A 20,555-nucleotide genomic window follows, 5' to 3' on the forward strand; every position below is an offset into this window, starting at 1 on the left:
ACTGTGGACAATCTGAAACAGGGTGGGTGCATTGCGCGTGATGGGCTAAGCGAACAGGGCGGGGCACCGTACGTGGCGGGGGCACCGTAGGCGGCGGGTGCAAACGAGTGTGACGACACAAACGAGCGGGAAAAATCTTGGTAAAAAATAGCGTGGGAAGAATAGCGCGCGAAAAATAGCGAGGGCGGAAAAACCAGTTTTCCGCCCTCGGTGTAGGTATTTAGTATCGGAGTATTTCTTTAGATATCTGTGCGGGTAAAGCGCAGAACTCCTAAGACCAAGAATATCAAGGGGTAGATCCAGAAAATCCCCAAGGCCTGCCAGGGATCGAAATGGTTTTCTAAGCCCAGAATAGTTAACGAAGAGGTGACGTTATTTCCTAAATTTCCAAAGATGAAAGGAGGAAGCGTCTCTTGGAAAAACGGCTTAGGTATGAGGGTGATTAGCCCGAGCAACTCCGTGATTACAAATCCGAGAGTGATGGAACCAGCGGTAGAACGCAGCGTATAGCCAATTCCGAGCCCCAAAGCAGCCGACCCTAATAGCATTAGAATCGTGCGTAGATAGATAATCAAAGTATTGGAGTCGAGATTATCGGTGGTATTTCCAGATAATGCCAGCAGTGCTACTCCGATGGCCAGCAGTAAAATCGCGACTAAAGCGCTATAGCTGAGTAAGGCCAACAGTTTGACGCTGAAAATTCGTCCGCGCCGTGGGTCAGCTAAGATTGAAGTGCGCATAGTGTTTTGGCTATATTCACTCGTCACTGCGCCTATGCCAATAATGAGCAGCAGTAATGACGGTAGTTTCCAAGGGATAGTTACTCCGGCAAAAGGCATAGGAATATTGCTTTGGAACGCGGCTAATGCCATCAATGCGGAAAAAAGTATCACCAGTACTAGGGAAGTGATAATCGTAAATTTCGTAGTGGTGAGGCGGTAGAGTTCTGCCCGGTAAGAGCGCGAAAAAGAAACTTTATAGTTCGTCGATGCGGTATTTTCCATGATTATTGTTCCTTCTTCTCTCCGTGCTGCCGCCTAGAAGTGTATTCAAATTCTCCGGCCGTCATCTCCATAAAGACGTCTTCCAAAGAAGAGTGAATATCTTGTAGCTCGTGAATTTCGCAGTTTCGGGTATACAACAAATTTCCTATTGAAGCGCAGCTGACGCCAGGTACTTCAATATAACCCCGGGGGCGTGCTGAATCAGCGGGTCGCTTTTCTGCCGAATAGCCAGCCGCAGTGAGCACCTGATAAATTTGCTCGTTATCCGCTCCTACTATTAGTGCCTTGGAGTGAGAAGCCGATTGAGTAAATTGCGTGACGGGGCCGGAAGCTAATAATTTACCTTTCCCAATGATGATTAGGTCGTCGGCAGTAATCGCCATTTCGCTCATCAAGTGGGAAGAAATCAGTACGCTCCGCCCTTCTTGGGCATAAGTGCGCACTAATTGGCGTATCCAACGCACCCCGTCTGGATCTAAGCCATTGACTGGCTCATCGAGGATAAGAACTTCCGGATTGCCGAGTAATGCGGTAGCTACACCGAGCCGTTGGCACATTCCGAGTGAAAAAGTTTTTACCTGTTTCTTCGCCACATTTTCAATTCCAGTTAGTCGCAGTACTTCTTCTACGCGCTCACGGCTAAAACCGTGGGTAGCAGCCACTGTGAGCAGATGCTGCCGAGCTGTGCGACCACCGTGAAAAGCCTTTCCGTCTAATAGAGCTCCGACTTTCGTGAGTGGTGAGGGTAATTTTTGATATTCCACTCCGTCAAAAGTGGTGCGCCCGGCGTTGGGGATATCAATTCCCAGCATGCAGCGCATCGTAGTCGATTTTCCTGAGCCGTTTGGCCCTAAGAACCCAGTAACTCTGCCGGGTTGCACTTGAAAAGAAAGATCGGAAACCGCCGTCTTTCGTCCATATTTTTTCGTCAGGTTTTCTACCGTAATCACCAGCTACCTCCTCGGTAGGTATTTCCTTATCAAAATAGCATTATTGCCAATGCGTTTCTATGTGGGCATAGTTATGTGAGCACAGTTATGTGGGCATAGTTATGTGAGCATAGTTATGTAGGCATAGTTATGTAGGCATAGTTATGTGGGATATGCGGGCAAAGTTATGCCGGTATGGTTACGGAAATGTTCGCTTTAGGAGTATTTTTCAACTATTTATTTCTCGGAGCTCTCCAGTAGGATAAATATAGAAAACCGAGGATTCACTACCTGAGGAGGCAGTCATGAGTAACCCGGTAATGGAACGTAATCCTTATTTCAAGGCTGCGCCGGGGCGAGTAAATACGCCACCGGTAAACCGCGGCAATGTAGGGGAAACCAGTTACGATAACGATTATTCGCCCTACGCTGCCCCGAGCTATCAGAATCAAGCGGATGCGGCATATGCCGGTACGGCCGCGCCTTTTAGTACCGCCGAGTCGATGAGCTATCGCGATGCGATGAATAAAACGGCAATTTTATTGGCGACGGCGATAATCTCCGGAGTGGCAGCCGTAGTGCTATTCCCGCCGGCTGCTTTAACTTCTTTGGCAATGATTTGTTCCCTCGTCGCCTTCGTGGTCGGGATGGTAATTGCTTTTAAGCGTATTGTGCCGCGTGGCTTAGCCATAGCCTATGCCGTTTTAGAAGGGGTGACTTTAGGAGCGCTTACCGGTTTTCTGGAACTCTATATTCCCGGTATCGCTATTCAGACTATTCTCGCCACCACCGTAATAGTGGGGGTGACCTTAGCACTTCACTACAGTGGCAAAGTGCGCACAACTGCGCGCGGTCTAAAATTCGTGCTTATAGCTGCAATCGGTGGAATTATCTTTAGTTTCCTAAATATGCTGCTCATGATGTTTACGAATTTTAATATCCGCACGGATATCACTTTCTTAGGTATGCCACTCGGAGTGGGGCTGGGGATACTCATGATACTGGTGGCGGCCTATATGCTGATTGCCGATTTTGAAGCAGTGCAGGTGGCGGTGCAAAATGGAGCTCCGCGGGAGTTTGCTTGGACTTGCGCCATCGGCATTGTGATGACTATTTTCTGGATCTACTTAGAGGTGCTCCGCATCATAGCGATACTGGCAGATAATCGCTAGGAAGTAATAGCGCTCGGAAGTCTGGTAATCGCTAAAAGCTTGGCGATTACTAGAAAAGCTGGCAATTTGGAAAGCCGGTATAGCGCGCTTTGCATCCTTTAGGTGAAACTTAAATCCGCCCAACGAAAGTTATTTCGCTGGGCGGATTTATAAGTTATAGGTGAATTAAATTTTGCGGTATTTAGCGCTGTAAATAGCTAAATGTGCTTTAATTCTTGCGGTAAGCTCCGAGAATATCTACCACGAATACGAGGGTATCTTCTCCGGAAATACCGGCGCGCGGATTTCCCCGTTCCCCGTAGCCTTTTACAGGAGGTACCGAAATAAGCACGCGGCTTCCTACCTGCTTACCTACGAGAGCTTGATCCCAGCCTTGGATTACCATTCCCACGCCAATCGGGAAACGAGCTGGTTCAGCCCGGAAATAAGAAGAATCAAATATATCGCCGCCCCAAATTTGGCCGTGATAATTTACTTCTATTTCCTGCCCCGGCTGCACTACTGTGCCATTACCTTCTTCTAGAATCTGCACCCGTAGCCCTTTAGGAGCGGGAGAATCTGGAAAAGTAATTTCGGGTACCTCGCCAAAAGATCCGGAAATTTTCGGTAGTACGACGTCCATTCGTATGCCTTTCTTATTAGATAATGCACCTTTATTCTACGCTATTTAGAGATTCGGCAGGGGGGAAGCTATTTAGAGATTCGGCAGTGGGCAAGCTACGCCAGTGCGGCTGTGGCAGCGATAGCCCTGAGGGTGCTTTTGCAGATAGTTCTGATGATATTCTTCGGCTAAATAATACTTATAAGTTGCCGCCGGTAGAATATCGGTGACTATTTCTCCTCTGCCAGATCGTAATAATTGCTGCTGGTAGATTTGGCGCATCTCTTTGGCGAGTTTTTCTTGGGATGCCGAAGTATAGAAAATTAGGGAACGATACTGGCTTCCGCGGTCGTTACCTTGCCGATCGCGAGAAGTGGGATCGTGGCACTCCCAAAATATTTGGAGAATTTTTGCTGCGCTAATACTTTCTGTATCGAAAGTGACGCAAACCGTCTCCGCATGCCCCGTAGTTCCGCTGCAAACATCTTCATAACTGGGGTGGGGAAAAGTGCCTCCCATATAGCCCACACTCGTATCTAGTATGCCGGGAGTGTATTGATAAATTTCTTCTACACCCCAGAAGCAGCCGGCCGCTAGATAAATAGTTGCCGAGTTAGCTGAGTTATCCGAGTTATTTAAGCTATCTGAGCTAGCCGAGATATTTGCGCTAGCCAAGTTATCCGAGCTAGAAAGATTCAATTTTTTGTACTTCTACCTGGAATTCTTTTCCGTTCGGAGCGGTGTAAGCGGCTTTATCTCCTACTTTTAATCCCATAATCGAAGCCCCTAAAGGAGCAGATTCCGGATAGACGGGGATATCCAAATCAGCGGCCGCTTCCCGCGATCCCAGCAAAAACTTTTTCTCTTTTCCGTTCACCACAGCGGTGATAATTAAACCGGGCGCCACCACTTCCGCCGAGGTGGGAGCTTCCCCTACTTCGGCGTGCTCTAGCAGATAGGTGAGTTCCTGAATCCGCCCTTCCATCTTCGACTGTTCCTCGCGAGCTGCATGATAGCCGCCGTTTTCGCGTAAATCTCCTTCGGAACGCGCCGCCTCAATACGGGCCGCAATCTCAGTGCGTCCGGTGGTCTTTAGGCGCTCCAACTCTGCGTTTAAGCGGTCGAAAGTACTCTGTGAGAGCCAAGTTGTATCTGCCATCGCTTTCTCCTCTTACTCCGCCGGCCATATTCTGCTTTATTCCGCGGGAATCCATTTTTCAGAGCAGTTATTTCTGCCCTGCCGCCTGTGTGCTTACGAATACTCAATAATAGAACGTTAAAAAAAGTTTTTCTACTTATCTATTTCCTCATTCTGCATTTCTAGTCATTTGTATTTCGGGGCAGTTTGTATTTCTTGCGCTCATTATTTTTCGGGCGGGCGTTATATTTTGGGTGCTCGTTATTTTTCGGGTGTTTGCATTTTTGAGTATTTACTTTTTAGGTATTCGCTTTGGGAGCGTTCATGACGTTCGCTTCTTGGCCGTTCACCTAAAGCAGCTTGAGAGGAGAAAATTGCGAAGAATCGGCAGGGTGGATAGAGTTTCAGAGGAGAAAAGCAGAAATTTGTGAAAGATAGATAAGCTGAGGAGAATAATTGGTTACGGAAAAACGCCTGCTCGCTGTACATGCTCATCCCGACGACGAAGCGTCTAAAGGAGCGGGGACGGCGGCAAAATACGCCCAGCAGGGGCGCGTGCGTATTGTGACCTGTACGGGTGGAGAGCGGGGAGATATTCTCAACCCGTATCTAAAAATTACGCCGGAACTGGAGCAGGATTTAGTGGGGGTACGCCGCGCGGAAATGGCGGCGGCAGCGGCTGCTTTGGGGGTAGAGCACACTTGGCTCGGGTTTATTGATTCGGGATTACCTACGGGTGATCCTTTGCCTCCGGTGCCGGAGGGTTCTTTTGCAGCGATTCCGCTAGATGAACCAATACGGCGTCTAACGGCAGAAATCAGAGAATTTCGCCCACAGGTGCTTATTTGCTACGACGAAAGTGGTGGATATCCGCATCCAGATCATATTCGAGCTCATGAAGTATCCGTGGGTGCCTATCGAGCGGCAGCTGATGCGAATTACGCTCCCGAACTGGGAGAGCCGTGGCAGATTACAAAAGTTTATTACGATATTTCGCTTTCGCGGCGCCGTATGCGCACCCTACACGAAGGGTTGCTGGCGCGGGGGAAAGAGAGCCCTTTAGAAGTTTGGTTTACGCGGCATTCGCATGAACAGCGGCCGGAAGAGCTCCCTGCCAGTGCGCGTATCGACGTAGCTGAGTTTTTTCCGCAGCGCGATGCGGCGTTACGTGCGCACCAGACGCAGATTTCTCCCGATAGTACTTTTTTTGCAGTGCCGCGCGATATCGAGGCAGAAATTTGGCCATGGGAAGAGTTCTACCTTGCTTTTTCGCAGGTAGGAATGCCGGAGAAAATGGAGAGTGACCTCTTTGCCCGTATACCAGGAATCGAAAGCTAATTTACCGCGGCAAAGCTAAATTACCGCAGCGGAGATTCTCTTCTACTGGGTGCTGGTGCACTTCCCGTCATTGGATAGCGCAGAGGGCTAACCAGATGGCTACAGCGTGGCAAGCATAGCCAGCTACCGTGCCGAGATGGAAAAATTCGTGGAATCCAAAATACTTTGGCCAGGGGTTCGGCCAGCGGAATGCATAGCAGAGCGCTCCAATTGTATAGGCTAAACCACCGGCAAAAAGTAACCAAACTACGGCGGGGTGGCCGTTTCTCCAAAAATCCGGTAAAAACCAGATTGCTACCCAGCCGAGAGCGATATAGAGAGATACGTAGAGGGCGCGTGGTGCATTCATCCACAGTACGCGCATAGACATCCCTACTATGGCTCCTATCCAGACGATGCTCAATACTAGCCGAGCGCGCGCGGGGGTAAGTAGCAGCACCGATAGCGGTGTATAGGTGCCGGCGATTAATAAAAATATATTGGAGTGGTCGAGGCGGCGGAAAATTCCCCATACTTTGGGACTCCAATTGCCGAGATGGTAAGTAGCGGAGCAGCCAAATAGTATTAACCCAGCTAGACCGTAGATAGCTATAGCTACATGCGGGGCGGTGCCGGCGGCGAAAATAAAGAGCAATATCGAATTAGCGAGCGCTAAAGGGGTAGCGCATAGATGAATCCAGCCGCGAGCTTTAGGTTTTGCTTCGTCAGGAGTGCGTGACATCTTTTTCCTCTGTTGTGTGCCTAGTATCTGCCTCAGCCTCTAGAATACGCTCCTCTTTTTATGCGGTAAACCGGAGCTGCGGGGGTAAATAATAGAGAAAATAGGAAGCAAAAATTACCTGTTTCGTAGCTATCGTTTTAAAATAAAAGATAGAGTGAAGCATACTTATTTGGCGCTGGAATGAGAGGGGTAAACAAGATGTGGATTCCTAATTTTGTGTACTCTCTCTATGAGCGCAGCCTTATCCAGCAGATTGATGAAACTAATATCCCGCAGCACGTGGGAATTATTTTAGATGGAAATCGCCGGTGGGCAAATTCTCTCGGTATGACTGCTTCGAGTGGGCATCGCAAGGGCGCCTATCACGTGACGGAAGTGCTGGAGTGGTGCGAAGAAGCGCATATTAAACTGGTGACTCTTTGGATGCTCTCTACTGATAATTTGAAACGAGCAGAAGCTGAGCTAGCGGAGTTACTCGATATTATCGCTGATTTGATAGAGGATATGGCGAAATCTCAGCGGTGGGAGTTGCGAGTACTTGGAGATTTAGATCTATTGCCACCGGCCATCGCGGCGCGTATAAAAAAGGCTGTCGCCTCTACTTCTAGTGGCGGGAAAATGCAGGTAAATGTGGCTATCGGCTACGGAGGACGGCAAGAAATCACCAATGCGGTGCGCAGATATCTTTCGGAGCAGGCCGCGCAAGGTAAAGAACTGGGTGAAGTAGCGCATTCGATTACCGTAAGTGATATTACCGAGCATATGTATACGCGCGGGCAGCCAGATCCGGATTTAATTATTCGTACTTCGGGAGAGCAAAGATTAAGTGGATTTTTGCTCTGGCAGACGGTGCACACGGAGTTCTATTTTTGCGAAACTTTCTGGCCAGATTTTCGGCGCACAGATTTCTTGCGGGCTTTGCGCGATTTTTCGGCGCGCGAACGCCGTATGGGCGTATGAAATTAGCTATGTGGGAAGTAACGGTATATGAGGCTTGCTACGTGCTTACTGTGAATTTCTAACTTTGTGCCTACCGTGAATCTACAGTGAATTTGTAGTGAATTTGTAGTGAATCTATAGCGCGCCTACGGAGTAATCTTCTGATTTAGCGGAAATTTCTTTTCGCGTAGGTAGATGCTCTCCGTGCTGACTGAGAGAAATTCCGGCGGCGGTAGCTCCGTAAGAACCCAAGGATACTAATGCCGCCTTGGAAAGATTGCGAATACCGTTTATTTCTTCTCTTCCGAGCACGCTGAGCCGCGCTAAACCATCAATAAATGCCGCCATTAGCGAATCTTCAGCTCCGCTTGAATCAGCTATCCGCACTTCGGCGCTCGGAATAGTGATTTGGTGGCGGGAAGTGTAAAGCTGCAATCCGGATTCTTGCTGGGAGATAAGCGCTAAAGCGACTCCTTTTGCCAAAATTCGCTGGGCTATTTTTTCGAGGTTATTTTCCGGGTAGAGAATAGCTAAATCTTTTGCCTGCGCTTTTAATACGTCGATAAAAGGTAAATAAGATTCGAATTGAGCGCGTAGTTGCGTGGAATTCTTTTCCGTATCCGTTGGCAGATTTAAATTATAAGAAATAGTGGCATAGGGGTGATACAGCTTTATCCACTCTGCGCTCGGGGTGGAGATATTTTTGCTTGACGCAGGAGCATTGACTGACGCAGGAGCATTTTCGCAATAAGAATTTGCTTCGCTCGATTCGATATGCACGAGAAGTGGGGCCGCGGTGGGAATATCCGCCCGCGCCGTGGATGGATTGTAAATCTTTATCGCATTTTCCTGGCAATATTGAAGAATCTGGGTATTTAACTCCGTATTTTCTAAAGCTGGGAGCAGTAGAGAAACTGCCCGCCCGAGGCGCGCTAAGCCCGTAGCTATGTTTAGTGAAGTCCCGCCGGTAAGTGGAGCAGATTTTTCCCAAGTCTCAGCTGTAAAAAGCTGCGGCGGATCTTCTCCAATGACGAGAAAAGTCATTCTGCTGCTCCGTCTGGGGTCGCTACCCCGTCTAGGTTTTCTTCCGCTTCGGCGCGCGCTGCTTCGAGCCGAGCGCGGGCACTATCTAACCATTCTTGGCAGCGCTTCCCGAGCGCTTCTCCCAATTCCCAGAGTTGGAGCGAATCTTCTAAAGAGATATTTCCCGCCTCCAAACTCCGCACTATTTCCGCTAATTTATCGCGCGCTTCTTCGTAGCTCAGCTGCGCTATCTGGGATTCTAGAGCTTGGGTACGCGCTGATTTAGCCGCCCCCGCCGATTTAGTTGTTTTTGCAGATTTAGCTGCCGCTGCTGATTTAGTTTCTCCAGCCGCTGGCGCTGCTTTAGAAGGAGAATTATCTCCAGGAGTAGTTTCCATTTTTAACTCTCTTCATCTGCTAGTACGGATAGGGAAATCTTCCCATCATAGAGAAGGGCAGCAATATGCATATCTGGTATTGCTTCAGCCTGGCGGCATAAAATTTCTCCACTATCTTTCTGTAGAATACTGTAGCCGCGTTTTAATGTAGAACTTGGGGACAAAGTCCGCAGTTTTGCTAATTCGGCCCCAATCTGGGCATTTTCTTTAGTCAATATGTGTTCGCAGCTAGTGCGAATACGAAATAGTAAATTTTCTAAATGCTCGGCACGCGGAACCAATAAAGTCTGGAGCGGATCTTGCAGTATGGGATGGCTACGCAGCAGCAGCTGTTCATTTTCCGCTCGGGCGAGCTGGTTTTCCATAAGCTGCCGGCCTGCCGCGAGTGCCGTCTGTATTTTTTCGGTTTCTTCCGTTACATCTGGCACTACGCGCCGCGCTGCATCGGTAGGAGTGGATGCTCGTACATCTGCCACATAATCTAGGAGCGGATTATCGGTTTCGTGGCCAATAGCAGAAATTATTGGAGTGTGGGCTTGGGTGGCGGCGCGCACCAGCATTTCTTCGGAAAAAGGCAATAAATCTTCCACCGATCCGCCGCCGCGCGTAATGATTATTACCTCTACTTCTTCCTGCGCATCGAGTTCCTGCAATGCCGCAGTGACTTCCGCAGCGCAAGATTTTCCTTGCACCGCCACTTCTCTAATTACGAATTGGGCAGATGGCCAACGGGCGGTGGCATTCACCAATACATCGTGTTTTGCTTTGGCGTTTCTTCCGCAGATTAATCCGATGCGGCGCGGGAGAAAAGGGAGCGGCAGTTTTCGTTCTGGTGCGAAGAGGCCTTCGGCGGCGAGGCGTTGTTTCAGTTCGGCGATACGCGCCAAGAGATCGCCTAAACCGACCGGGCGCACTTCCCGGGCGAAAAGTGCAAAAGATCCATTTACTTCCCAGTAGTCCGGCTTCGCTAATACCACTACCCGCGCCCCCGCTGTGATATCTTTCGGTAGCCCGGAGCTAAAGATTTTCACCGGTATCGAAGCTTTTTCCTGTAAATCAGCTAGTTTAAAAAATTGTACTTTAGCACCTGGGCGCGGGGTGAATTCTACAATTTCTCCCTCTACCCAGCAGCCCGGCATCCGCGCAATATATTCGTGAATTTTTGCTGAAAGCAGACGCAAAGGCCACGGGTGCTCGGCGGTGGTTTGCATAGCGAGAGGTGGTAACCCAGCTGGAACCGGTACAGAAGTATTCACCCTTCTATTTTTACCTTAAAATAAGGCAGTAATCTTCTTCTTAGGCGGCAATCAAGAAGAGAAATACAGGAAACACTCCGGCAATAGTAGGCTAGAGGTAGATATTTGAAAATAAAGAGAGGGCAATAAACTATGAGTGCAGAAGAGATTTCTTTAGCGGGAGCTTCCGCTTTTCCCGCGGAGGTGCCTTCTGCTGGTTCAGCGCAGGAAAAGAAAATACTTCTCGCCACTCCGCGCGGTTACTGTGCGGGAGTGGATAGAGCAGTAGACGCCGTAGAAAAAGCTCTGGAACTCTACGGAGCCCCTATCTATGTGCGCAAAGAGATTGTACATAATAAATTCGTGGTAGAAACCCTCTCCCGCCGCGGAGCAATTTTTGTAAATGAAACAGATGAAGTCCCCGAAGGGGCTCGAGTAGTTTTTTCTGCCCACGGAGTGGCTCCGCTGGTACATAAACAGGCGGAAGCGCGTAACTTATTCACCATCGATGCCACTTGCCCATTAGTGACTAAAGTACATAAGCAAGCTATTCGTTTTGCTGATTCTGATTACGATATTCTTCTCATTGGGCACGAAGGCCACGAAGAAGTAGAAGGTACTCAGGGGGAAGCTCCTGAACATATTCAAGTGGTAAATGGCCCAGCAGATGTAGATAAAGTGCAGGTACGTGATGAAAACCGAGTGGTTTGGATATCGCAGACTACGCTTTCGGTAGATGAAACCATGAAGATAGTGGAGCTATTGCGGAAAAAGTTTCCGAATCTGATTGATCCACCTTCCGGAGATATTTGCTACGCTACGCAAAACCGGCAGGGAGCGGTAAAAGAGCTAGCCGCCAAATCGGAAGTAGTGATAGTAGTCGGTTCCGCCAATTCCTCTAATTCAGTGCGGCTGCGGGAAGTTGCTTTAGAAGCTGGAGCTAAGCGCGCCTACCGAGTGGATAAAGCAGACGAATTACAAGCGGAGTGGTTCGCGGGAGTGCAAGCAGTAGGAGTCACCTCGGGAGCTTCCGTACCAGAGATACTCGTGCGTGAAGTGCTAGAGCACCTGCAAGAACTCGGCTATAGTGCCATAGAGAATATAAAGACGGTGCAGGAAGATGTACGTTTTTCTTTGCCGAAAAATTTACGGGCAGATTTACAACGCGCCGGAGTGCAAGTAGATAAACCACATCGCCCGCGCGCCAAGGGAGTGGAAATATCTAATGCGCGCAATGCGCCGCTGTAGAGATTATAGATTAAGGATTACGGGGTAGGGATTACGGGGTAGGGATTACGGGGTAGGGATTACAGAGATATTCACTGTGATTCCGGAGGTAAAAAATTATCGGTATTGATTAGGCGAGTTTGCGATTTCTCGCTGGCAATTGGCGGTAGATAATCGGGTAGTTTTGCGGTGGAATCTCCGAGGGCAGAAAATTTACGTGCCGTCACTAGCACTCGCGATTCTAAAGAAGCTACTGCATTATTATATAGCTCTACCGAATTACCCAGGTGGTATCCCAGCTTCTGTAGATATTCCACCATCTTTGCCAAACGCTCTACCAAGGTACGCCCTAGTTCTACAATTTCTTTTGCTTCCGCATTGATCGCTGCCGTGCTCCACACCGAAGCTACTGCTTTTAGTAAAGCTAGTAATGAACTTGGAGAAGTGAGCAATACTCCGGCGCGCATAGCATCTTCTAGGAGGGTAGCGTCTGCCATAACTGCCTGCGATAGCAGAGCTTCGGAAGGAAGAAAAAGTACCGTGATTTGCGGTGAATCTGGAAAATCACCTGGATAATTTCGCTTTTTTAGTTCGTTGATGTGGCCACGTAAAGCCTTGACGTGCTTTGCTAGAAGTTCATTTTTTTGCGCTTCGGTGCCTATCTCCGGCAGGGCTTGTGCTTGGAGATAGGAAGTGAGTGGGACTTTTGCATCTATAGGTAGGTGCACATTTCCCGGTAGGTGTACCAGCACATCGGGGCGCTGTTTCGAATTAGTTTTTTCTGATTTTCCGGCTTGACCGGGAGAGGTGAAATTACCACTACTCTTTTGAACTGCAAAATCTACGTGTTCTAACATTCCGGCCGCTTCGATAATACGGCGTAGTTGTATTTCTCCCCAATTGCCGCGCGCAGAATTAGACTGTAGAGCACCCCGCAAGGCATTAGCTGTACGAAAAATTTCGTTATTTGTCTGAGCGCTTAGTTCGAGCTGCTTCAACACTTTTGCATCTTGGGCAGCAGTGTATTCATTTAGGCTATGTACCCGCTGGCTAACTTCCCGCAATTGCTCGTAAATTGGCTCTAAGCGTTGGACTACCCCGATATCAGCTTTAGTGCGGGCTTCTAAACTGCGTTTTTCTATTTCTAACTGCTCGAGTTTTCCGCTGAGGCGAATTTGCTCTTGCTGGCTGGCTTGCAGCTGCCGCTGTAAATGTGCATTTGCCTGTGCAGTATGGAGCTTTCCGCCTAAGAATCCGAGCGTTACGCCGCAGAGGAGGGCAAAAATTAATACAAATCCAAGGAAACCAATACTTATTTGCATATTTCTATCGTAGAGAGCAGCTCCGAAAAATTTTTTGCATCAGTTTGCACCAGTTTGCGCTGCCGCCTCCATTTCGGAAAACTGCTTGCGGGCACTAGAATACCTATGTGGCTTTAACAATAGGTATTGCGGGACTCCCGAATGTAGGAAAATCGACTCTTTTTAATGCTCTTACGCGTGCTACGGTATTGGCGGCAAATTATCCTTTTGCCACTATCGAGCCGAATATCGGAATCGTGCCTTTGCCCGATGCGCGCCTGGCAAAACTGGCGGAGCTATTTTCCTCCCAGAAAGTAGTGCCGGCTACGGTGTCTTTCGTAGATATCGCGGGGATTGTGCGGGGAGCTTCGGAAGGGGAAGGGCTCGGAAATCAATTCTTGGCTAATATCCGCGAAGCAAATGCGATATGCCTCGTCACCCGCGCTTTCCAAGATCCCGACGTCACCCATGTGGATGGAAAAGTAGATCCGGAATCAGATATCGATACTATTTTGACGGAGTTGATTCTCGCCGATATTCAAACTCTGGAAAAGCAGCTCCCCCGGTTAGAAAAAGAGCGTACCGGGAAAAAGATAGCTCCGGAAGTGGTAGAAACGGCGCGGGCGGCTTTAGATATTCTCGCGGCCGGGCGCCCCGTGCGAGGAGAAGAGCTCGACCCAGATATCTTGGCCACTTTCCAGCTGATGACGGCGAAGCCGATTATTTACGTATTTAATATGGACGATGCCGGTTTGGCAGATAGTGATTTGCAGGCAGAATTGCGCGCGTTGGTGGCGCCGGCGGAAGCAATTTTCTTAGATGCACAGTTCGAGGCCGAACTGGTGGAATTGGAAGAAGACGAAGCGCGTGAAATGCTCGAAGAATCTGGGCAAAGCGAATCCGGATTAGATAAATTGGCGCGGGTAGGCTTCCACACCTTGGGATTACAAACCTTCTTGACGGCCGGCGAAAAGGAATCTCGCGCTTGGACTATTCATAAAGGTTGGACGGCTCCGCAGGCTGCGGGAGTAATTCACACTGATTTTGAGCGGGGCTTCATCAAGGCAGAAGTAGTTTCTTATACCGATTTAATCTCCTACGGCTCCCTCAATGAATGCCGGGCACACGGAAAAATCCGGATGGAAGGTAAAGACTACGTAATGCAAGACGGCGACGTAGTGGAGTTTCGTTTCAATGTAACCTGAGGCGCGCTAGTGTTAGCGGCATGACAACACGTGCTGCTATTTACCTCCGTATCTCGCTCGATGCTGCCATGGACGGCCTCGCCATCGACCGGCAGCGCCAGGACTGCGAAGCCCTTGCCGAGCAACGCGGCTGGGACGTCGTGCATACCTACGTCGATCAGTCGATCTCCGCGTCGAAGAAGGACGTGGACCGCCCCGACTACGACGCGATGGTGGCGTCCTTTGAGCGCGGCGAGATCGACGCGATCATTTGCTGGGACCTCGACCGCCTCACACGGCAGCCCTGGCAGCTCGAAGAGTGGATCGACAGGGCAGAGGAGCAGGGGCTGAAACTCGTCACTGCGAACGGTGATGCTGACCTTGCCACCGACGGCGGCAGAATGTACGCGCGCATCAAAGCAGCCGTGGCACGCGGCGAGATCGAGCGAAAGAGCATGCGCCAGTCTCGTGCGCAACAGCAACGCGCCGAGCAGGGCCGCTGGTACTCCGGCGGTGTGCGCCCTATCGGCTACACCTCCACCGGCGAGATCATTCCATCCGAAGCCGCCGCCGTGCTCGGTATGTTCCGCGCTGTCGAGAGGGGCAACTCCATGCGCGACATTGCGCGCGCCTTATCTGGGGTCGATCAACCGGGCTTGCCGGATATCCCGACCACGCCGCGCCATATGTACACCGTGGTCACAGAGCGCAACGCTCGACGCCGCGCTGAAGGCCAGGAAGAAAAGCCGGTTCCCGACGCGCAGCCGTGGGCCTACACGTCGTTGCACTCGATCCTGCGCAACCCCGTGTATGCGGGTTACTCCACTTATAAGAAGGCCAAGCGCAAAGGCGTGAAGAACAAATACCGCCGTGTCACGCATATCGTCCGCGACCCCGATACCGGCGAGCCGGTGAAAGGGCAGTGGGAGCCGATCGTCACACCCGATCTGTGGTGGCGCGTGCAGAACGTGCTCGATGATCCCGACCGGCTGACCAACAAGGAGCGGCGTAATACTCGCCGCCATCTTGGCTCGGGTCTGTATGTCTGCGACGAGTGTGGCAATCCCGTGCGCACGCATGCCGACCGCTACCGCTGCGCCGCCTGTGGCTTAGTGCGCACGCATAGCGTCGATGATTTTGTGCTCGCCGTGATCCGCGCCCGCCTTGGTCGTGACGACCTAGCAGACCTGTTGCCGACTGCGGATGACGACGAGGTCGACGCCATCGACGACGAACTCGCTGAGCTTCGCGCAAAGCTCGCCCGCGTCCAGGCTGACTACGACGAGGAGCTTATCGAGGCCCGTGACCTCAAGCGCGCGCGAAACCGTTATGAGCCGCAGATCGAGAAACTCGAAACGCGCCGTGCCCGCCTTGCTGGCGCATCGGCGCTGCTCGACACAACCGGCTACGCCTCGCCCGTGGACGCCTTCGACAACGCAGAGCTTGCCGTGCAGCGCCGTGTCATCAACACCCTGTGCCAGGTGCGCCTGCGCCGTGGCGTGCGCGGAAGCAAGACCTTTAACCCCGAATCAGTCCAGATCGTGTGGAACTAGGTTGCAGTGTGTGACACGTCAACAATCGCGCGCATGTGCTGCGACGCGCGACGCTCCTACGAAGGAACGCCACGGAGCCGGCAGTTCGGGGGAGATCTGCCTTCGTGTATCGGGGGTGACACTGCTCAACCGTGGCGTTCGGGGAAAGTATTACACGACTGTTTCCACCCCGCATGTCGAGCGCCGAAAGCAAGAACCCGGGTTGTACGGTAGCGGTAATTTGCGTTTTTGTTACACGCCGCGTTTCACGCAACGATCCCGGGCGGCTTCGCATCCTGCCATGTGTACATCGTTACATCTCAGGGGCGAGATGTGGAGGATCGGCCAGACTTGGATAGGGAGTGCCCGCATGGCAAACGAGCGGATTACAGAAGACTTAGTCGATGAAAAGCTCCGCAACCTCGGATATTACGAGGATGCAGAGAAGATCATCGTTGAGAAGCAGCAATCCGCCATTGAGCTGGTTCGCAAGTCTTTGTCGAAGGCGTCGAAAACTGGCGGCGGCGGTGGTGGTTTCCCGGAGTTCATCATCACTGCCCCCGACACCCCCGACATGATCGTGGTTATCGAGTGCAAGGCAGAGACACGTTGGCACGAGTCGGAAAATCGTGATCGCCCTAAAGACTTCGCGGTTGACGGTGTTCTGCACTACGCAAGTTTTCTGACACACAAATACACCGTGATCTCGATTGCAGTCTCGGGCACGCCTGCACATAGTGAATGGTCCTTCTTTGTCACCACCAAAGGAGAGAAGGAAGCACGCCCGCTTAAGGCCCCGAGCGGTGCAGCGATTACCGAACTTGTCAGCCTTGATGACCTCATTACCGCCGCATCGTTCGATCCTTCTGTTCAGGCAAAGCGAACAAAAGACCTCATTTCGTTCTCTCAGGAAATGCACGCTTTCATGAGGGATGAAGCGGAGCTAGAAGAGAAAGAGAAGCCTCTCGCCGTCGCGGGTAGCCTAATCGCGCTCAACGACCCTGTCTTTGCAAAGACCTACGAAGCATATGGTGCGAAAGACTTGCCCGACTTCTGGATGCAAACGATCCAGAAAGTCATCGGGTCTGCGCAAATCCCGTTCGCCAAGATAACGAACATGACCCAGCCGTTTACTGGCATCCAAGTGCACCCAGAGCTGGGTAAAGCTACCAAAGCCTATCCGCAGGGCTTGTTACACGAAATCGTGACCCTGCTTGCGGAGAAGGTGCTGCCCTTTATCACCGTTTATCACGACTTCGACGTTGTGGGAGCTTTCTACGGTGAGTTCCTGAAGTACACAGGCGGTGACGGCAAAGGGTTGGGGATTGTACTCACGCCGAAGCACATCACTGAGCTGTTTAGCCTGCTTGCCAACGTCGATAAGGACAGCATCGTGCTTGACACCTGCGCTGGTACTGGAGGCTTCCTAATCTCGGCAATGAACCAGATGGTCCGTACTGCGATCACGCAAGACGAGATTGAGTCGATCAAGAAAAACCAACTGATCGGCGTCGAACAAAACCCGAGCATGTACGCCCTAGCGGCTTCAAACATGATCCTGCGCGGTGACGGGAAGGCCAACCTCTACCAAGGGTCTTGTTTTGACACCGCCATCACCAAAGGCGTCAAGTCCCACAAAGCGACAGTTGGTTTGATTAACCCGCCTTACGCCAAAACTAAGGAAGACCTGCACGAGCTGCGATTCGTGGAACACATGCTTGATTGTCTCACTCCCGGGGCGATCGGTATTGCCATTGTCCCTATCTCGTGCGCAACTGCGCCTAGCATCCGCAAGCGCAGCCTCCTGAAGAACCACACACTGGAAGCAGTCATGTCAATGCCACCGGAAGTCTTTTACCCGGTTGGTGTCGTCACTTGTGTGATGGTGTTTACTGCACACATTCCACATGAAAGATCTGACCGGAAAAGCTGGTTTGGTTATTGGCGCGAAGACGGGTTCGTCAAAATTAAGAATCTCGGCCGCGTCGATCGAAATGGAACCTGGCCAGAGATACGCGACCACTGGGTTGAGATGTTCCGTAATCGAGAAGTCAAGCCTGGTGAATCTGTCATGCAAAAGGTGGATGCCGAGGATGAATGGGTCGCGGAAGCTTACATGGAAACGGACTACTCGACTCTTACCCAGTCGGACTTCGAGAAGGTCCTTCTCGACTACGCACTGTTCACCTTGCGCGGGGTCGATATCGAAGAAGGCGGGGACGCGTGACTCGCCAACCTTTAGGTGACCTATTTCATGTTGAGTACGGAAACAAACTCGACATGAACAAGATGACACCAACCGATCCACGGACAGGCATCGCATTTGTAGGACGAGTGGGTGGCCTGAACGGAAAATCAGGTGTCTCCGGGTACGTCGAGGCACTACCTGACCTGACCCCTTATCCCACAGGTTTAATCACAGTTGCCCTCGGAGGGTCGCGACTGCTGTCTTCCTATGTTCAGCAGCGCCCGTTCTATACAGCTCAGAACGTGGCAGTCCTTCGTCCAAAGCGAGACACCATGAGTCTCAACGAGCGTCTCTTCTACGCGATGTGTATTCGCAAGAACGCCTTTCGTTATAGCGCTTTCGGAAGGGAAGCAAACCGCACTCTAGCGACTATTGAGGTTCCCACCGAGATACCCGATTGGGTCGAAATTAGTGAGGTTCCGACTCATGAGGGGCTTCGGGCAGCTACAGGCGATCCCGTGGCTTTGACCGACCCCAGTGGCTGGTGCGATTTCCCGATAGAACAGCTATTTGAGATCAAGAAGGGTAAGCGAGTCACCAAAGCAAATAGGCAACCGGGAACAACACGTTTCATAGGTGCTTCGGACAGTAACAATGGGATTACCGATTGGAGCGCGCTTGAACCACTCTTCCCCGCAGGGACCATCACAGTTCCCTACAACGGATCGGTTGGTTATTCCTTCTACCAGGATCAACCGTACTTCGCCTCAGACGACATTCAGGTGTTAATCCCTAAACAAGAAGTGTCCTACTGGGCAATGCTGTTCATCTCAACCATGATTCGTCACGAGAAGGACCGATTCACGTATGGGTATAAGTGGAATTTGGCTCGAATGAGGAAGATGACACTTCGGTTGCCAGCTGCACCAACCGGGAAGCCTGACTGGGATTACATGGAAGGCTTTATGCAAGGATTACCGTTTTCTGCCGCGATCACTGGTGAGGTGGGTGTCTAACGCTCATCGGTTACGCCTACGTTCCAACCTCCAAGCAGAGACAGTAGCTCGACACTCAGCGTGACCTTCTTGTCCAGCGCACCCGTGAGGGCGTGGCGCACGCCCGCGCCCAGGGCAGGGTCGCCGGCCCCAAACCGAAGCTCGACCAAAAACAAGCCCAGATCGCCAAGGAGCTTATTGAGGGCGGCAAGTCCGTCAGTGCAGTAGCCAGGACATTCAACGTCTCGCGGCCGACGATCTATCGCGCTCTCAAGCGCATCGAAGCCGACGCCTAAGCACAGGCTGCGTCGCTAGCGCTCGCACCCGGCGAGAAGGCACCAGGCTGCGCTAGCGACGCCCGGCGCACAAAGGCACTGTACTGCTGGGATACGCCTGCGACCGGCAGAGCCGGGCCGAATACGGGATTGCCCACGTACACCCCGTATTCGTGCAAAGGAGCACTGCCATGTCCACTCATTCCCACACGCTTGCATCTCACGGCGAGATCCTTGCGAACCTCCCCGGCATCCTCGGGTTCTACCCGAACAACTCGCTGATCCTCGCGTTCTTCGTCGACGACGAGGGCGTCGACACCGTCCGCCTCGGCCCGGTCGCACGGTTCGACCTGGACGAGGCCGTGGAGAAGCTCAACGAGAGCCGCGAGCGGTTCGCAGCGTGGGTCCACCACCTCGAACTCGACGCAGTTATCGCGTACATGATCAGCGATGACATTGCGCAACCGGTCTTCGACGAGACGGCCACGTACCTCACCAGCGGGGCAGTGCACCTACCGCCGCTGCTCGGGGTGGTGCAGGTGCCCGAAATCGTCACCGGGGCCGCGTGGTGGTCTGTGTACCAGCATCCGCTCATCGACGAGCCGCGCCACGGCGTTGTCGGCGAGGTCGCCGCATCAGCGGCGCTTCAGCAGATGCTAGAGCACACCGGCGAGCTGCCGGAGCCGAGCAAAGACGACATCGAGGCACGGTTGAACAGCACCGATCACGGCATCGACGCTGCCGAGCACGCCGACATCATCGAAGACGCGCTGGCGTATATCCCGCCCATGTTCGCGGACGTGCTGCAGCGTGAATACGAGCAGGCGGCGGCAGGGATCACCCAGCCGAGCACTCGTGCTGTTCGGTCTGCGCTGAAATGCTTCACCACGCCGCGCTTGCGAGACACGCTGCTCGCAGCGCTGCTCGATGAGCCGCAGGCTGGCCTTGCGTTCATAGAGCAGGTTATGCGCGCTGTCCCGACCAGCTGGCCGGGGATGCGGGCGCAGCTCACGGCCACTGTTGCCGTGCTCGCTCACGCCACAGGCCAGCCGGGACTAGCTGGCGTGGCTGCGCAGCGAGCCACCGAGATCGGACCAGACGAGAATTTCCCGTCTCTGGTGGCCAAGCTGACCGACATTGGCCAGGGCGAGCGGATGGTCGAACTCGTCCGCGAGGGCGCTGAGAAGACCCGCACGATCTTGTTCACCGAGTAACACCACACACCCCGTTGCAGCGATGCAACGGGGTTTCTTTTTCTCGCGGGGCCGTGGCCAGCAGAGATGCACACCTAGCGGGGCGGGGGAGAACCCCCTAGACAGCAGAGCTGTCTCCAACAGACGGATTGACCATCCATC

General features: G+C 52.0%; 21 protein-coding genes. 10 read left to right on the forward strand and 11 right to left on the reverse strand.

The genetic code is table 11. From position 1 onward, the window contains the following. Positions 1–239: 239 nt before the first annotated feature. Positions 240–1,004: an ABC transporter permease subunit gene (locus BQ7117_RS01880; protein ID WP_073995949.1), complete on the reverse strand. Its 765-nt coding sequence runs from the start codon at positions 1,002–1,004 to the stop codon at positions 240–242. Positions 1,005–1,006: 2 nt separating this feature from the next. Continuing rightward, positions 1,007–1,954 (reverse strand): ABC transporter ATP-binding protein, encoded by a 948-nt coding sequence (locus BQ7117_RS01885; RefSeq protein ID WP_073995950.1) that lies wholly within the window; start codon positions 1,952–1,954, stop codon positions 1,007–1,009. A 284-nt stretch (positions 1,955–2,238) separates the two neighbouring features. Between BQ7117_RS01885 and BQ7117_RS01890 the strand changes: the two genes are divergently transcribed. Continuing rightward, a complete protein-coding gene (locus BQ7117_RS01890; protein WP_073995951.1) occupies positions 2,239–3,105 on the forward strand; it encodes a Bax inhibitor-1/YccA family protein in 867 nt (288 codons plus the stop codon). A 208-nt stretch (positions 3,106–3,313) separates the two neighbouring features. Here the strand turns inward: BQ7117_RS01890 and BQ7117_RS01895 are convergent, their stop codons facing one another. From BQ7117_RS01895 to greA, 3 genes are all read right to left on the reverse strand, one after another. Next, positions 3,314–3,727 (reverse strand): FKBP-type peptidyl-prolyl cis-trans isomerase, encoded by a 414-nt coding sequence (locus BQ7117_RS01895; RefSeq protein ID WP_073995952.1) that lies wholly within the window; start codon positions 3,725–3,727, stop codon positions 3,314–3,316. 72 nt (positions 3,728–3,799) lie between these two features. After that, positions 3,800–4,405 carry a peptide-methionine (S)-S-oxide reductase MsrA gene (gene msrA / locus BQ7117_RS01900; protein WP_202613015.1) on the reverse strand — a complete coding sequence of 202 codons (606 nt, stop codon included), beginning with the start codon at positions 4,403–4,405 and terminating at the stop codon, positions 3,800–3,802. After that, positions 4,392–4,865, reverse strand: a complete 474-nt coding sequence (gene greA, locus BQ7117_RS01905; RefSeq protein WP_073995953.1) for a transcription elongation factor GreA — start codon at positions 4,863–4,865, stop codon at positions 4,392–4,394. The genes msrA and greA overlap by 14 nt, the downstream gene beginning before the upstream one ends. A 435-nt stretch (positions 4,866–5,300) precedes the next feature. Here greA and mca point away from each other — a divergent pair, with 435 nt between their 5' ends. Then, on the forward strand, positions 5,301–6,182 hold the full coding sequence (mca, locus tag BQ7117_RS01910) for a mycothiol conjugate amidase Mca (protein WP_073995954.1): 882 nt from the start codon (positions 5,301–5,303) through the stop codon (positions 6,180–6,182). A 67-nt stretch (positions 6,183–6,249) separates the two neighbouring features. Here mca and trhA read toward each other — a convergent pair whose 3' ends face one another. Continuing rightward, positions 6,250–6,903 carry a PAQR family membrane homeostasis protein TrhA gene (trhA, locus tag BQ7117_RS01915; protein WP_073995955.1) on the reverse strand — a complete coding sequence of 218 codons (654 nt, stop codon included), beginning with the start codon at positions 6,901–6,903 and terminating at the stop codon, positions 6,250–6,252. A gap of 198 nt (positions 6,904–7,101) precedes the next feature. Here trhA and BQ7117_RS01920 point away from each other — a divergent pair, with 198 nt between their 5' ends. Continuing rightward, positions 7,102–7,863 carry an isoprenyl transferase gene (locus BQ7117_RS01920; RefSeq protein ID WP_073995956.1) on the forward strand — a complete coding sequence of 254 codons (762 nt, stop codon included), beginning with the start codon at positions 7,102–7,104 and terminating at the stop codon, positions 7,861–7,863. A gap of 114 nt (positions 7,864–7,977) precedes the next feature. Here the strand turns inward: BQ7117_RS01920 and BQ7117_RS01925 are convergent, their stop codons facing one another. The 3 genes from BQ7117_RS01925 to xseA are packed head-to-tail and all read right to left on the reverse strand — an operon-like array spanning position 7,978 to position 10,519. After that, positions 7,978–8,886 carry a carbohydrate kinase family protein gene (locus tag BQ7117_RS01925; protein ID WP_073995957.1) on the reverse strand — a complete coding sequence of 303 codons (909 nt, stop codon included), beginning with the start codon at positions 8,884–8,886 and terminating at the stop codon, positions 7,978–7,980. Next, the gene (locus BQ7117_RS07535) at positions 8,883–9,263 is read right to left on the reverse strand and encodes an exodeoxyribonuclease VII small subunit (RefSeq protein WP_084789813.1); all 381 of its coding nucleotides are present in this window, start codon (positions 9,261–9,263) and stop codon (positions 8,883–8,885) included. The genes BQ7117_RS01925 and BQ7117_RS07535 overlap by 4 nt, the downstream gene beginning before the upstream one ends. A gap of 2 nt (positions 9,264–9,265) precedes the next feature. Then, positions 9,266–10,519, reverse strand: coding sequence for an exodeoxyribonuclease VII large subunit (gene xseA / locus BQ7117_RS01935; RefSeq protein ID WP_073995958.1), 1,254 nt, complete (start codon positions 10,517–10,519; stop codon positions 9,266–9,268). A gap of 132 nt (positions 10,520–10,651) precedes the next feature. Between xseA and BQ7117_RS01940 the strand changes: the two genes are divergently transcribed. Continuing rightward, positions 10,652–11,746, forward strand: a complete 1,095-nt coding sequence (locus tag BQ7117_RS01940; protein ID WP_084789814.1) for a 4-hydroxy-3-methylbut-2-enyl diphosphate reductase — start codon at positions 10,652–10,654, stop codon at positions 11,744–11,746. 71 nt (positions 11,747–11,817) lie between these two features. On the opposite strand, the gene rmuC is transcribed toward BQ7117_RS01940, so the two are convergent. After that, positions 11,818–13,047 (reverse strand): DNA recombination protein RmuC, encoded by a 1,230-nt coding sequence (rmuC, locus tag BQ7117_RS01945; protein ID WP_073995959.1) that lies wholly within the window; start codon positions 13,045–13,047, stop codon positions 11,818–11,820. 107 nt (positions 13,048–13,154) lie between these two features. On the opposite strand from rmuC, the gene ychF reads away from it, so the two are divergent. The 5 genes from ychF (at position 13,155) to BQ7117_RS01970 (ending at position 19,221) form a co-directional block, all read left to right on the forward strand. Beyond that, entirely contained in the window at positions 13,155–14,231 is a 1,077-nt protein-coding gene (ychF, locus tag BQ7117_RS01950) for a redox-regulated ATPase YchF (RefSeq protein WP_073995960.1), read from the forward strand. Positions 14,232–14,251: 20 nt separating this feature from the next. Beyond that, positions 14,252–15,763 carry a recombinase family protein gene (locus BQ7117_RS01955; protein WP_058237073.1) on the forward strand — a complete coding sequence of 504 codons (1,512 nt, stop codon included), beginning with the start codon at positions 14,252–14,254 and terminating at the stop codon, positions 15,761–15,763. Positions 15,764–16,112: 349 nt separating this feature from the next. Beyond that, positions 16,113–17,969, forward strand: coding sequence for an HsdM family class I SAM-dependent methyltransferase (locus BQ7117_RS01960; RefSeq protein ID WP_024058955.1), 1,857 nt, complete (start codon positions 16,113–16,115; stop codon positions 17,967–17,969). Positions 17,970–18,022: 53 nt separating this feature from the next. Next, positions 18,023–18,946 carry a restriction endonuclease subunit S gene (locus tag BQ7117_RS01965; RefSeq protein ID WP_051132165.1) on the forward strand — a complete coding sequence of 308 codons (924 nt, stop codon included), beginning with the start codon at positions 18,023–18,025 and terminating at the stop codon, positions 18,944–18,946. A gap of 92 nt (positions 18,947–19,038) precedes the next feature. Then, positions 19,039–19,221 (forward strand): helix-turn-helix domain-containing protein, encoded by a 183-nt coding sequence (locus BQ7117_RS01970; RefSeq protein ID WP_073995961.1) that lies wholly within the window; start codon positions 19,039–19,041, stop codon positions 19,219–19,221. Here the strand turns inward: BQ7117_RS01970 and BQ7117_RS07635 are convergent. Further along, entirely contained in the window at positions 19,218–19,403 is a 186-nt protein-coding gene (locus BQ7117_RS07635; RefSeq protein WP_143273945.1) for a hypothetical protein, read from the reverse strand. The genes BQ7117_RS01970 and BQ7117_RS07635 overlap by 4 nt on opposite strands. Here BQ7117_RS07635 and BQ7117_RS01975 point away from each other — a divergent pair. Continuing rightward, positions 19,392–20,414 (forward strand): DUF4192 domain-containing protein, encoded by a 1,023-nt coding sequence (locus BQ7117_RS01975; protein ID WP_038610815.1) that lies wholly within the window; start codon positions 19,392–19,394, stop codon positions 20,412–20,414. The two genes, BQ7117_RS07635 and BQ7117_RS01975, sit on opposite strands and share 12 nt — an antisense overlap. Positions 20,415–20,555 lie beyond the last annotated feature (141 nt).

It is taken from the genome of Arcanobacterium urinimassiliense, assembly GCF_900119495.1.
Lineage (GTDB): Bacteria > Actinomycetota > Actinomycetes > Actinomycetales > Actinomycetaceae > Arcanobacterium_A > Arcanobacterium_A urinimassiliense.